This window comes from Pseudomonas arcuscaelestis, from assembly GCF_016881005.1.
GTDB classification, from domain to species: Bacteria; Pseudomonadota; Gammaproteobacteria; order Pseudomonadales; family Pseudomonadaceae; genus Aquipseudomonas; species Aquipseudomonas arcuscaelestis.
The window spans coordinates 42,255-55,757 of sequence record NZ_JACOPV010000006.1 but is presented as its reverse complement, the minus strand read 5'-3'; the positions used below and the strand labels follow the sequence as shown (position 1 = coordinate 55,757).

Sequence of the window (13,503 nt, the reverse complement as noted above, 5' to 3'; positions counted from 1 at the left end):
AGGCGGTGTCCATGGAACTTGAAGCAGCTTCGAAGCAACGCTCTACCTGGCAATTCAACGAGCCCAGCCCCGGTGCGGAACGCTTCATCACCGAACACTTCGATCACTATCAGCAACAGGCTCGACTGTTGCTGCCCGAGGTCGAGCGGGCGCCGGCGCTGTTCGTCGTCGGTGGTGCGCAATCGGACTTCACCCGTCTCAACCCCTTGCTGTACCGGTTACAGGCGATGGGTATTGGCTCGTTGACTGCCAATCTGTCCGGCCACAGCGTGGCCAGCGAGCCGGGGGCGGGCAACCCGTCACTGCTTACCAACCGTGAAGAAGCGCTGCGTTTTCACCGCCATATTGCTGCGCGCTGCCAGACCATCATTGGCCACAGCCTCGGGGCTTCCATCGCCTTGAAGCTGGCAGCTCGGCAACCTGCTGTGGATAAGTTGGTGCTGATCTGCCCTGCCGTCTATCCCGACAACGCGCATGACGCCCCTTTCGGCCCGGCATTCAAGGCCGCCATCAGCAAGCCCTATGGTTTTCTCGATTGCGACAGTTTCGAGTTTCTACGCCAGTTCCAGGGCCGGGTGCTGCTGGTGATGGGTGAGTTCGACGGTCTGAATTCACAAACTTTCGGGCAAGGCGCCGGTACTTCGGCAGGAACCCAATGGCTGGCGGGCGCGCAACGCTACAGCCCCATCCCGGAAGAAGTCACCCGCACGTTGCTCAAGTCGGTGCCTCCACCGCACCTGGAATGCCTGTTACTGTCGAACTGCGATCACGGGATTGCGGCACATTTACGCGCCGCACCGATGGTCGCGGATCAGGTGGCTCAGACAATCGCAGAATTCATCGGCGTCGCCTGATCACTCGATCTCGAACAGGCCATTGCTGATCGGCCCGACACTGAGGCGTTCACGCACATCATCATCGATACGCGGATCGTCAGGTCGGTACAGTTTCACCTGGCGATACGCGTTGATGCGGTTGATCTCTGTACCGAGAAATTCCCAGACCACCCGGGTACAGGCCGGGGTGCGCCGATCGCCGCTGGACACGCCGGTCTTCAAGCCGTTCAGGCGGGTGATGCGACTCTTGAAGCTGGGAATCAGGATGGTCTGGCTCATCTCGTTTACGGTCAACGACTCGTAATCCATGAGAAACAGGCGGTCCTGCAATTGGAATGCCGCGCCCAGATAACGACACCGCACCCAGTCTTCGGCCTGCACATCGGTGCTGCTGGAACGCTCCTGACGCTCCTGGCGCTCGAACAGGAACGTGCCTCGCTCCTCGCGCAGATGAACCAGCGATAGCAGGATCGTGCCTGGCACCGACATGCAATTGGAGTATTCGAAGTAGTAACCGCAATAGCGCGACAGATTGCCGCTTTGCTCGCGTAACGGTCGCAGCAGTTCGCTCAGCGGGTCTTCCTGGATTGCGGTGACGGTGGCCGGATTGCGCACCCCGATCAAACGCGCGAACTGTTCGGGCGGCAGGCCCAGCTCATAACCCTCCACACCGAAGAAATCACCGATGCGCTTGAGGTTGAAGGATGTCGGCTGGCTTTGGCCGCTCAGGTATTTATTGAACTGCGCCCTGTTGATCGAAAGCTGGCGGCAAACCTCCGAGATAGAGCGGTAATGACTGCAGGCCAGTTTCAGGTTGATGCCGAGATTTTCGCTCATTCGAGCCATTCCAGGTGATGCGCTAGATGCCAGTTTAGCATCAAGTCGCATCAATTCAGAGCAACCAGCGAAATTGTAACCATATTTATCTTGGCCAACCATGCGCGCCAAGGATGCGGCTCATCGACGTCGCGTCAGTTGTCTTTCATGCAAAGAATAAGAATCGAGGTTACTCCATGCTCGAAGCGCTCAATGATTTCCTCTCGGGGAAACTGCTCATCGTACTCATCGTCGGACTGGGCAGTTATTTCACCATCCGCTCCCGGTTCGTTCAGTTTCGCCATTTCGTCCACATGTTCAGCGTGTTCAAGGAATCCTTGCATGGCCAGGCTGGCCAGCTGAGTTCGTTCCAGGCGCTGATGTTGAGCCTGGCCGGCCGCGTCGGCGCCGGTAACATTGCAGGTGTTGGTATTGCCGTGACCCTCGGTGGCCCTGGCGCAGTGTTCTGGATGTGGGTGACGGCGCTGGTCGGTATGTCCAGCAGCTTCTTTGAATGCACCCTGGCCCAGGTCTACAAGCGCAGTGATGGCGACGGCCTGTATCGCGGCGGCCCGGCCTACTACATCCAGCACGGCCTGAAACTCAAGACCATGGCGGTGGTGTTCTCGCCTGCTGCTGGTGACCTACGGCTTTGCCTTCAACGGCCTGCAGTCCTATACCGTGACTCACTCGCTGCAGAACGCTTTCGGCTTTGCCCCTGAGCGTACCGGTATTGCTCTGGCAGTGTTGCTGGCCATCGTATTCATTGGCGGCATCAAGCGTATCGCCGCGGTTTCCGACCTGCTGGTGCCGGTCAAGACCTTGGCTTACATCGGTGTCACCTTGTATGTGATCGGCAGCCAGATCGAACACGTGCCGGCGATGCTGGAAACCATCTTCAAAAGCGCTTTCGGTCTTGATCCCGCCTTCGGCGGCTTGCTCGGCAGTGCGATTGTTATGGGCGTGAAGCGTGGTGTGTTTGCCAACGAAGCGGGCCTGGGCAGTGCGCCCAACGTCGCCGCCGTGGCAGCCGTGCGTCACCCGGGCGCACAAGGCGTGGTCCAGGCGTTCAGTGTGTTCCTCGATACCTTCGTTATCTGCACCTGCACCGCACTGCTGATTCTGCTTTCTGGCTTCTACACTCCAGGTTTTGAAGGCGATGGCATCGTCCTGACCCAGAACTCCCTGGCTGCTGTTGTCGGTGACTGGGGCCGTTTGTTCGTCAGTGTGGCGCTGTCTCTGTTTGTGTTCACCTGCATCCTCTACAACTACTACCTGGGCGAAACCAGCCTGCAGTTCCTGACCCGTAACCGTCTGGTGCTGCTGGCTTACCGCGGCCTGGTCCTGGCGCTGATTGTCTGGGGCTCGGTGCAAAACCTGTCCACAGTGTTTGCCTTCGCCGACATCACCATGACATGTCTTGCCTTCGTTAACCTGATCGCCCTGGCGCTGTTGTTCAAGGTCGGCCTGCGAGTGATGCGCGACTACGACGCGCAGCGCAAAGCGGGGATCAAGCAGCCGGTGTTCGATGCCTCGAAGTTCAGTGACCTGGACCTTGACCTGCAAGCATGGCCTGCAAAGCCCGCGGTCAAGGATGAAGTCATCACTGCCGTTGCGCAGCCGCAGAACTGAAATGCGCAGCGTCAACAATCTGCTGGTGCTCTACACCGGAGGCACCATTGGCATGCTCGAAACACCGAACGGCCTGGCGCCCGCCGGTGGCTTCGAGGCGCGCATGCGCGACTACCTGGCCGCTCATCCACAATCGCCCACTATCGGCTGGACCCTGCGCGAGCTGTCGCCTTTGCTCGACAGCGCAAACATGCAGCAGGCCAACTGGCTGTCGATGTGCGAAACAATCGCTCGTGCAGTGAAACAGGACGGCCACGATGGCGTCCTGGTCTTGCATGGCACCGACACCCTCGCCTATAGCGCAGCGGCGTTATCGTTTCTGTTGCTTGGGCTGCAGGTGCCGGTGGTTCTGACCGGTTCGATGCTGCCTGCCGGAGCCCCAGGCAGCGATGCCTGGGGCAACCTGTGCGCAGCCTTGAGCTTGTTCGAAGAGGGCGTCGAGAACGGCGTGCATCTGTTTTTTGCAGGGCAGCTGTTGCACGGCGCCCGCGCCAGCAAGTTGCGTAGCGAAGCGTTCGACGCCTTTATCGCATTCCCGCGGCATCGCAGCGGCCCCCAGGCAAAACAGATACCTGCGGTGCTCACTTACTGTCAGCCTCGTATTGCGGTGAACCTTGCTGTGCTCCCGGTTTTTCCGGGGCTGCAGGCTGCGCATGTGCGCGCACTGATCGACAGCGGCGTCAAAGGCTTGTTGCTGGAGTGCTACGGCAGCGGAACCGGGCCATCCGACGACGAAGCCTTGCTCGACGTGCTGGCGAATGCGCGCCGACGCGGTGTGTTGATCGTTGCTATCAGCCAATGCCCGCAAGGCAGCGTGGTGTTCGATACCTACGCCGCAGGCAGTCGATTGCGCGATGCCGGGCTGGTGTCTGCAGGCGGCATGACCCGCGAGGCGGCGCTGGGCAAGCTGTTTGCACTTCTGGGTGCCGGGCTGGATGCCGAGACAGCACAGCACTGGTTTGCTCTGGACCTGTGCGGCGAGCGCGCATAGGCGAAAATGGCGGAAGGCAGCGGGAGTCGAACCTGCCCGGGAACGGCTGCCGTCCCCAACCGGGTTTGAAGCCCGGCCGCGCCACCGGGCGCGATTGCCTTCCTTGAAATCAGTGCCCGGATGATTGTGCCAGGGCATTGTCGGCACGTACCTGACGCCGGTCACCCATGCGCCTGGTCAGGCCTATCCGATCAAAATACTCCAGCACCTGAATACTGCGCTTGCGGCCAATGCCCAATACATCCCGAAAGGCGGTTACCTGCACCACTGGATCGTCACTGGCCAGCTGCAAGAGCATAGCTGCCATTTGTCGGATTGTGCCCTCAGGATAGAACAGATCACGCACCACTTGATGCACTTGCCCCAAACGCGCCAGCTTGCGCAGTAACAAACGCACCTGCGCCTCCTCTTGCCCCACCACCCTTGCCAGGTCACGCACCCAGGGCGGGTCGAATTGCCCTTGTGCCAGCAACGGCTGCAGCTGGTGCCACAGTGCGTCATCGGCTTCGCTCAGGCGAATCTGATGTTCGGGTAAATGCAACCATGGACCGCTGCCGATGATCGCCGTATTGGCCAACAACTCGTCGAGCAGACTGATAAAGGCCGGACGCTCCAGCGCCAGGGCGGCGAAACGACGCAGGCGGTCACGGTCAGGGCCAAGTTGATCAGGCTCTTGTTCATGAAAAAGCGCCAGCTGAGTCAACACCGTCTTTTTCAAGGCCTGCCATCGTAGTGCGGTGAACATCAGCGGCCCCTGACGCGTCGCGATCACCTGCACATCTGTGGGTAACGTCCAGCTACTGCGCAAGCGGTTGAACTGACGCTCCAAACGTTGTGGGTCGAGGCCGACTTCGTCGTTGGCCAACAAAGCAGGCAAGGCTTGCTCCAGGCTGGAGGCACTGGCCAAAGCCTGCAACTGTGCCAGGCGTGTCTCGCTACGACGCTGCCGGGCCGGGGCATAAGGGTCCAGTACCCGTCCACCGCCGAGGGTGCGTTGCGCACTGTGATCGCGCAGTACCAGGCAGTCACCGTGTACCGCCTGCAAAGGCGCGTTGAGTTGCAGCTGGGCGAACATGCGTGCGCCGGGAAGCAGTTGTTCCCCCTGCAACAAAGCGACTCGAGCGCTGACATCCTGGGTGCCCAAGTGCACATGAACCGGACTGAAATGGGAGAAACTGCGGATCTCGCTGGCAAGCAACTGCAGTTCGATATCTACCCGTTGCGTGGGTCCATGCAGCCACTCGGCGAGCAGCCAGTCACCCCGATGAATCTGCGCCAGCTCCAGACGCTCGGCGCTGATATTCAAGGCCACCCGCTGACCCGCCCACGCCTCGGTCACTGCTTGATTCTGCGCGTGCAGCCCCCGTACCCGCACCGCTTTACCGAGCTTGCCCAGCGCCAAGGTATCGCCCAACTGAACCTGGCCATCGAGGGCCGTACCGGTAACGACAATACCCGCGCCCGGGACTGCGAAGGCGCGGTCGATGGCCAGTCGAAAACCACCGCGACGACCACGTTCGCGAATTTCTCCTTGAGCCTCGATCAAGGCTTGGCACAACGCATCGACTCCGTCACCGGTCACGCTCGACAGCGGATATTGTGCGGCGCCAGCATAGGGCCCGGCTGCCAGCAACACCTTGATCTGCGCTTGCACTTCGCGAACCCTGTTCGCCTCTACCCGGTCGCACTTGCTGATCGCCACCAACGCTCGGGGAATACCCAGCAGTTGCACAATGGCGAGGTGCTCACGAGTTTGCGGCATGACCCCATCATCAGCAGCCACCACCAGCAATACCAGATCGATGCCTTGCGCCCCGGCCAGCATATTGTGGATAAACCGCTCATGGCCGGGCACATCGATGAAACCCGTTAACGGCGCGCCCGGTTCCAGGCTCGCGTAGCGATAACCCAGGTCGATGGTCATGCCCCGTTCACGTTCTTCCCGGCGCTGATCGCCCGCCTGCCCGGTAAGCGCCTCAAGCAACGACGTCTTGCCATGATCAATGTGCCCTGCCGTCCCGACAATCACCTCACCGTCTCCATCCGTTGCAGCTCGGGCAGTTGCGCCAGCCAACCAGCCTCGTCATCCAATTGGCGCAAGTCCAACCACAGGGCATCGTCATCAATACGCCCAAGCACAGGAATCGGCAGCTTGCGCAGGGCCTCCTCCAAGCCGAGCAGGCTGCGTCCGCGCAAACGCTTGGATAACTGCGGACGCAAGCACAAGGCGGCGCTGGGCAAACGGGCAACGGGCTGACTGCCGCTGCCAATCATGCTCAATGCAGGTACCGCAACAACCTCCCAGTGATCGCCCATGACCTTTCTGAGTTGGGGTGCAAGGCGTTCGGCCTGGGCAAGGATTTCTGTCTGCGCGCGCGTCAGTAAGCGCAGGCTGGGCAAACGCTCGGCCAGCAGGTCCGGGTTACGGTACAGCCCTAAAACCGCTTCCAGCGCGGCGAGTGTCAGCTTGTCGACCCTGAGCGCTCGCTTCAGTGGGTTCTTCTTGATTCTGGAAATCAGCGCTTTGCTACCAACGATAATCCCGGCCTGCGGACCGCCAAGCAACTTGTCGCCACTGAACGTGACAATGTCCGCTCCCTCGGCTAATGCCTGGCGCACTGTAGGCTCTGCAGGCAGCCCCCAGCGGGTCAGGTCGAGCAAGCTGCCACTGCCCAGGTCTTCGAGCAGCGGCAGGTTATGTTTGTGCGCCAGTTGCGCAAGCTCTGCGGTGGGCACCTGCGTGGTGAAGCCTTGGATGCTGTAATTGCTGCAATGCACCCGCATCAAGAGTCCACTGCGCGGTCCGATGGCCGCTTCATAGTCGCGGGCGTGAGTGCGATTGGTGGTGCCCACCTCATGCAATTTGACCCCTGCCCTGGCCATGATGTCGGGGATCCGAAAGGCCCCGCCGATCTCGATCAGTTCGCCCCGGGAAATAATGCCTTCCTTGCGCGCCCCCAGGCTGTTGAGCGCCAGCAACACCGCAGCGGCATTGTTGTTGACCACCGTGACTGCCTCGGCTCCCGTCAACTCACGAATGAGGCCTTCAATCAGGTCATCGCGATCGCCACGCTTGCCGGTGGCCAGATCAAATTCAAGGTTCAGCGGGTAGCGCGCAGCGCGTTGCACAGCCTCGATCGCTTCTTCGGGCAACAGCGCCCTCCCCAGGTTGGTATGCAACACCGTGCCGGTGAGATTGAACACCCGCCGTACCTGGCTTTGGTGCTGGGCAACCAGGCGTTCCCCGGCGCGGCCAGCGAGCACTGCAGGCGCCATTTCTACCGCATCAAGCTGACCGTGCCTGGCCGGGTCGCGCAGATCATCGAGCAACTGGCGCAAGGTGGCTAATACAGCATCACGGCCATATCGATCGATCAAGGCTTGGCAGGCGGGATGACGAAGCAAGGTGTCGATGGAAGGCAGGCGATTCGGGAGCTGGGCAAGATTCGAGGGCATTGAAGAGGTTACCTTCGGCAGTGTGGGCCACATCGCGGAACATGCCTGCTCCTAAAGTGAAGGAGCAGACTTACCCCGCGCTGGCGGCGACGCAAAACCTGAGTGTAGACGCTAGGCTCACTCGCCTCCGGGTGCCAGCATCAGGTTCGGCGCCAGCCGCTGGTACCCCTCCTGATCCAGACGCAGATCCAGGGCCAGGCTTGCCAGATCTGCCGACAATGCTTCGGCATCAGGCGCGCACTCCAGATAAACCTGCTTCAGATAACTCTTGCACCCAGGGCAGCATTCCGCACGTAGCGGTTCCTTGCCCGGCGCATGGCGATCATCTTCAAGGTTGAAGTAGGTCAACCCCTTGGTTTGCTCGCAGTAGACACACTTGACCCGCACCACATGCCACTCACATGCGCAGAGCGAACACACCAGATAGCGCAGGCCGTTGTACTTGCCGCGATGGCGAATCACGCCCGCCATTGGCGGCGATCCGCAGGCAGGGCATTGGCAAAGGCTGTCGCCACCTTTGAGACCGGTGCTCGGCAAATTCAGCAACCAATGGCTCCAGGCAGCCTGTAACGCAGCGCCAAGAAACGGCACCAGCGCTGCCGGCACGGCACTGAACTGACCGGTCAGCAAGGCGATACCCCACAGCTTGCGCTGCTCGGCACTGGATGCACCCAAAGTACTAAGCGCGGCGTTTAGCTCGGCGCTGCCAGGGCTCTGATAACGCTGCAGCAAGGCATCGAGATACGCCAGCCAATGCCCCTCGCGCACCAGACTGTCGGCAGCCAGCGGTGGCAATCCATGCTCCACACACAAGCGCTGGCGCTCGGTCTCGGCAGGCGCGGCAACAGGTGGTTGGTCAAGCAGGCTTTGCTGGGTTCGGCACAACCCAGCGATCAGGCGTAGGTAATCACCTAGCGCGTTCCCCTCGGCGAGCGCATCCAGGCGGGCGGCACGCAAGGCGAAGATATTGGCAGGTGGCAGGTAGAGAAACGGCGGCGTGGTGGCCGCCGCTTCAATCTGCCCAGGTTCAAGAATGGTGCTCAAGTGGTCATCCTTTTTTACTGATCTGCGAGTCCGGCGGATCCTCGCGCGTCACTTCCCGATACCATAGCTCATGGTGTTTTTTCGCCCAGGCGCGACTGACCCAACCATGCAACATGGCACTGACCGAGCCTTTGATCCAGATCCCGGCATAGATATGCACAATGATGCTCAGCACCAGCACAAAAGCCGCCAGTGCGTGCAACAAGGTGGCCAGGCGAATTGCGCCAATGTCGAAGTATTGGCTGAACCAGGCTCGCCAGATCACCACGCCACTGATCAGCAGCACCAACATGCATAACAGCAGGGTCCAGAACAGCAGTTTCTGCCCGGGGTTGTACTTGCCTATCGGTGGAACACCCTCCTCCTCGTTTAGCATTACCCGGTCTATACGCCTGAGCCACAGGCGGTCATTGGCAATGAAGTAGTTGGCCCGCCAGAAACGCAGCACCAGACCAAGAAAGAACACGAACATTAATACACCCATGAATGGATGCAGGATGCGCGTCCACGGCCCGCCACCGAACAAATGACTAAGCCAGAACAGCGCCGGGTGGAACAGCGCCAGCCCCGACAGCGCAGCCATGACGAACAGGATCGCCACCAGCCAATGGTTGGTCCGCTCGTTGGCGTTGTAGCGCAGGATGGGTTTGTCTTTCATGGCCGTTCCTCCCCTTGCGCACCCGGTTTATTCGGGTCATACACATGCACTGCTGGGTCGACGACGTGCACGCTGGCATCCGGCACAGTCGGATGCTCATCCTCCTCGACGCGTTGCGGGCCGATACGCACATAGTGGAAAAAGCCGGCCAGCACCGCAGCCCCCATTGCCAGTAGCGCCAGCGGCTTGCTCACGCCTTTCCACAGCCCCACCAGCGAGCTGATCACCGGCTGGTCCGGTAGGCCGGCATACAGCTTCGGTTGATCGGCATGGTGCAGCACATACATCACATGGGTGCCGCCGACACCATCGGGGTCATACAAACCAGCCTTGTCGAAGCCCCGCGACTTGAGGTCGACGATGCGCTCGGCGGCATGCTCTTTCATGTCTTCCTTGGTGCCGAACACAATCGCCCCGGTCGGACAGGTTTTCACGCAGGCCGGCTCCAGCCCTACCGACACCCGGTCCGAACACAGCGTGCATTTGTAGGCCTTGTGGTCCTTCTGCGAAATACGCGGGATGTTGAACGGGCAACCCGTAATGCAATAGCCGCAACCGATGCAATGATCCTGGTTGAAGTCGACGATGCCATTGGCGTGTTTAATGATCGCGCCCGGGCTCGGACACGCCTTCAAGCAGCCAGGATCGGCGCAGTGCATACAGCCATCCTTGCGGATGAGCCACTCCAGATTGCCCTCGGTGTTTTCATGCTCGGTGAAGCGCATCAACGTCCAGGTCTGTGCGCTGAGGTCATGGGGGTTATCGTAAGTGCCATAGCTGTGACCTACCTCGTCACGCAGCTCGTTCCACTCCGAGCATGCCACTTGGCAGGCCTTGCAGCCGATGCACTTGGTGGTATCGATGAGCTTGGCCACTTCCTCCTGGTGGCGGATCGAAGAAGGCGTTGTGGTAGTGGCCGAACGGGCGATGATGTCTTGGCTAGCCATCAGATTTTCTCCACGTTGACCAGGAACGACTTCGATTCCGGCGTTTGGGTGTTGCCGTCACCGAGGAACGGCACCAGGGTGTTGGTCAAGTAACCGTGCCGGGTGACCCCGGTAAAACCCCAGTGCAACGGAATGCCGATCTGGTGCACGGTCTGGTTGTTGACCTGTAGCGGACGAATCCGCTTGGTCACCACGGCCACAGCCTCAATGTGGCCACGCTTGCAGGTGACACGCACCCGGTCTCCAGCGGCGATGCCCTTCTCTTTGGCCAGCACCTCACCGATCTCGACGAACTGCTCCGGCTGAGTCACCGCGTTAATCGGACAGTGCTTGGTCCAGAAGTGGAAGTGCTCGGTCAGTCGGTAGGTCGTGGCGGCATAAGGGAATTCCTTGGCCTGCCCCAGCGTGTCCCATACCGAATCGAACACCCGAGCGGCCGGATTGCTGGTCGCCTTTTTGTTGGTGGGGTGCAACGGGTTGACCCCAATCGGCGTCTCGAACGGTTCGTAATGCTCCGGGAACGGCCCTTCGGCCATCTTGTCGAGGGCGAAGAATCGCGCCACACCTTCAGGGTTCATGATGAACGGGTTCATCCCCATTTCCGGTGCAACATCTGCCTTGAAGTCCGGCACGTCGGTACCGCCCCACGCCTTGCCGTTCCACCAGACCAGGCGCTTGTTTGGCGACCAGGGATTACCCTGTACGTCTGCCGAGGCACGGTTGTAGAGAATCCGCCGATTGGCCGGCCAGGCCCAGGCCCAACCCAGGTTCTGCTTCATACCAAACGGATCGGCATTATCGCGCCGGGCCATCTGGTTGCCCTGCTCGGTCCAACTGCCGCAGAAAATCCAGCAACCGGAAGCGGTGCTGCCATCGTCCTTGAGCTGGGCGAAGGCGGATAGCTGTTGCCCAGCCTTGATCGTCGCCCCGGTGGCATCCGTCACATCTGTGACGGCATAGCCATTGAACTCCTTGGCGATCTCTTCCGGCGATGGTTCGTGAGGCACCTTGTACGGCCAACTGAGTTTCAGGATCGACTCGGCCCAGGCGCCGCCCTCGCGCTGGTAGCGCTCGCGCAGACGCAGGAACAGCGCGCTCATGATCCACACGTCGGTACGCGCCTGCCCTGGGCCTTCAGCGCCCTTCCAGTGCCATTGCAGCCAGCGGCTACTGTTGACCAACGAGCCGTCTTCTTCGGCAAAGCAGGTGGTGGGCAAGCGAATGACTTCAGTTTGCACATTCGCAGAATCGACATCGTTGAACGGCCCGGCATTGCGCCAGAACTCTGAAGTTTCGGTAGCCAGAGGGTCCATCACCACCAGCCATTTGAGCTTGCTCAGTGCGGCGGTGACGCGGTTTTTGTCAGGCAAGGCAGCAATTGGGTTGAAGCCCTGACAGAAGTAACCGTTGACCTCTTCCTTGGCCATCATGTCGAACATCTTCAACACGTCGTAGCCGGGGATGTCCAGCTTGGGCAGGTAATCATAAGCCCAGTTGTTCTCGGCCGTGGCGTTAGCGCCATACCAGGCCTTCATCAAGCTGACATGGAACTTGCCGTAGTTCTGCCAATAGGACAACTGCCCAGGTCGCAGTGGCTTGGGCGCACGTTTGGCAATGTAGGTGGCGTAATCCTGCTCGGCATCCCCTGGCAGGGTCAGGTAACCCGGCAGCAGGTTGGACAGCAGTCCCAGATCCGTCAGCCCTTGAATGTTGGAGTGACCGCGCAAGGCATTGACACCACCTCCGGGCATACCGACGTTACCCAGCAGCAACTGCACCATGGCGGCACTGCGAATAATTTGCGAGCCTATCGAGTGCTGGGTCCAGCCCAGGGCATAGAGGATCGTCATGGTCTTGCCCGGTTGCGAGCAGGTGGCGATCTCTTCCCAGACCTTGCGCATATTCTCGAGCGGCATCCCGCAGATCTGACTGGCCAACTCTGGCGTGTAGCGGCTGTAATGCTGCTTCATCAACTGGAACACGCAGCGCGGGTCTTGCAGGGTCGGGTCGACCTTGGCAAAGCCGTCTTCACCCAGCTCGTAGCCCCAACCGGACTTGTCGGTGTAGCTGCGCTTGTCCGCGTCATAGCCACTGAACAGGCCATCTTCAAAGCCATAACCGGCTTTTACGATGAACGACACGTCGGTGTAGTTACGCACGTACTCGTGCTGAATCTTGTCTTCAGTCAGCAGGTAATTGATCAGCCCGCCCATAAAGGCGATATCGGTACCGGTGCGGATAGGCGCGTAATAGTCAGCCACCGACGCGGTTCGGGTAAAACGCGGGTCGACCACAATCAGCCGTGCCTTGTTATGGGCCTTGGCCTCGGTTACCCATTTGAAGCCACATGGATGGGCTTCTGCAGCGTTGCCACCCATCACCAGAACCAGATTCGCGTTAGCGATATCAGTCCAGTGGTTGGTCATGGCTCCACGGCCGTACGTCGGGGCAAGACTTGCCACCGTCGGGCCATGTCAGACACGTGCCTGGTTATCGAACCCCAGCATGCCAAGACTGCGAATAACTTTGTGGGTCATGTAGCCCGCTTCGTTGGACGACGCCGACGCGGCCAAAAAGCCTACGCTCAACCAGCGATTGACGGTCTGGCCTTGGGCGTTCTTCTCGATGAAGTTGGCGTCACGATCGGTTTTCATCAGATCTGCGATGCGATCCAGCGCCTCATCCCACGACACCCGGGTCCATTCCTGGCTGCCCGGCTTGCGCACTTGTGGATACTGCAGCCGATTGGGGCTGTGGATAAAGTCGAGCAGGCCGGCACCTTTCGGGCACAACGTGCCGCGGTTCACCGGATGGTCGGCGTCGCCTTCGATGTGGATGATGTTCTGGGCCACGTTCTTGGCCGCGTCCCCTTGGCTGTACATAATCAAGCCACAGCCGACGGAACAATAGGGACAGGTGTTACGGGCTTCTTTGGTATGCGCCAGTTTGAAGTGACGCACCTGCTCGGCGAAAGCCGGTGTCGGGGCCATGCCCAACGCAGCCAAGCTCGAGCCTCCAAGGCCAATCGCGGCGACCTTGAAGAACTGCCGACGGTTGAGATCCATCGTGCGCTCCTGATCAGGTGGTGGACGCACGGGACGTTGCCGGCGCCTCTTGAACGAT

Annotated in this window: 9 protein-coding genes, 1 tRNA gene and 1 pseudogene; 3 read left to right on the top strand and 8 right to left on the bottom strand. The window is 60.2% G+C overall.

What is annotated here, in order from left to right:
• Positions 1 to 11: 11 nt before the first annotated feature.
• Positions 12 to 854, top strand: coding sequence for an alpha/beta hydrolase (locus tag H8F21_RS10670; RefSeq protein WP_203479723.1), 843 nt, complete (start codon positions 12 to 14; stop codon positions 852 to 854).
• On the opposite strand, the gene H8F21_RS10665 is transcribed toward H8F21_RS10670, so the two are convergent.
• Positions 855 to 1,673 carry a helix-turn-helix domain-containing protein gene (locus tag H8F21_RS10665; protein ID WP_203479722.1) on the bottom strand — a complete coding sequence of 273 codons (819 nt, stop codon included), beginning with the start codon at positions 1,671 to 1,673 and terminating at the stop codon, positions 855 to 857.
• A 176-nt stretch (positions 1,674 to 1,849) separates the two neighbouring features.
• On the opposite strand from H8F21_RS10665, the pseudogene H8F21_RS10660 reads away from it, so the two are divergent.
• Both H8F21_RS10660 and H8F21_RS10655 read left to right on the top strand, forming a co-directional pair.
• Positions 1,850 to 3,284, top strand: a pseudogene (locus H8F21_RS10660) (alanine/glycine:cation symporter family protein).
• A gap of 1 nt (position 3,285) precedes the next feature.
• Positions 3,286 to 4,275 (top strand): asparaginase, encoded by a 990-nt coding sequence (locus H8F21_RS10655; protein ID WP_203479721.1) that lies wholly within the window; start codon positions 3,286 to 3,288, stop codon positions 4,273 to 4,275.
• A gap of 7 nt (positions 4,276 to 4,282) precedes the next feature.
• Here H8F21_RS10655 and H8F21_RS10650 read toward each other — a convergent pair.
• The 7 genes from H8F21_RS10650 to fdnG form a co-directional block, all read right to left on the bottom strand.
• Positions 4,283 to 4,378: transfer RNA gene (locus tag H8F21_RS10650), tRNA-Sec, on the bottom strand.
• 6 nt (positions 4,379 to 4,384) lie between these two features.
• A complete protein-coding gene (selB, locus tag H8F21_RS10645; protein ID WP_203479720.1) occupies positions 4,385 to 6,304 on the bottom strand; it encodes a selenocysteine-specific translation elongation factor in 1,920 nt (639 codons plus the stop codon).
• Positions 6,301 to 7,731: an L-seryl-tRNA(Sec) selenium transferase gene (gene selA / locus H8F21_RS10640; protein WP_203479719.1), complete on the bottom strand. Its 1,431-nt coding sequence runs from the start codon at positions 7,729 to 7,731 to the stop codon at positions 6,301 to 6,303. Before selA ends, selB begins: the two co-directional genes overlap by 4 nt.
• A 117-nt stretch (positions 7,732 to 7,848) precedes the next feature.
• Entirely contained in the window at positions 7,849 to 8,775 is a 927-nt protein-coding gene (fdhE, locus tag H8F21_RS10635) for a formate dehydrogenase accessory protein FdhE (RefSeq protein WP_203479718.1), read from the bottom strand.
• A gap of 4 nt (positions 8,776 to 8,779) precedes the next feature.
• Entirely contained in the window at positions 8,780 to 9,433 is a 654-nt protein-coding gene (locus H8F21_RS10630) for a formate dehydrogenase subunit gamma (RefSeq protein WP_203479717.1), read from the bottom strand.
• Positions 9,430 to 10,380, bottom strand: coding sequence for a formate dehydrogenase subunit beta (gene fdxH / locus H8F21_RS10625; protein ID WP_203479716.1), 951 nt, complete (start codon positions 10,378 to 10,380; stop codon positions 9,430 to 9,432). Before fdxH ends, H8F21_RS10630 begins: the two co-directional genes overlap by 4 nt.
• Complete coding sequence (gene fdnG / locus H8F21_RS10620; RefSeq protein ID WP_203479715.1) at positions 10,380 to 13,445, bottom strand: formate dehydrogenase-N subunit alpha; 3,066 nt, start codon at positions 13,443 to 13,445, stop codon at positions 10,380 to 10,382. Before fdnG ends, fdxH begins: the two co-directional genes overlap by 1 nt.
• Positions 13,446 to 13,503: the final 58 nt, after the last annotated feature.

Bases quoted from the DNA above. Each gene is read 5' to 3' on its own strand.
- H8F21_RS10655 (WP_203479721.1), top strand. From the start codon at position 3,286: ATGCGCAGCGTCAACAATCTGCTGGTGCTCTACACCGGAGGCACCATT.
- H8F21_RS10670 (WP_203479723.1), top strand. From the start codon at position 12: ATGGAACTTGAAGCAGCTTCGAAGCAACGCTCTACCTGGCAATTCAAC.
- H8F21_RS10665 (WP_203479722.1), bottom strand. From the start codon at position 1,673: ATGAGCGAAAATCTCGGCATCAACCTGAAACTGGCCTGCAGTCATTAC.
- fdxH (WP_203479716.1), bottom strand. From the start codon at position 10,380: ATGGCTAGCCAAGACATCATCGCCCGTTCGGCCACTACCACAACGCCT.
- H8F21_RS10630 (WP_203479717.1), bottom strand. From the start codon at position 9,433: ATGAAAGACAAACCCATCCTGCGCTACAACGCCAACGAGCGGACCAAC.
- selA (WP_203479719.1), bottom strand. From the start codon at position 7,731: ATGCCCTCGAATCTTGCCCAGCTCCCGAATCGCCTGCCTTCCATCGAC.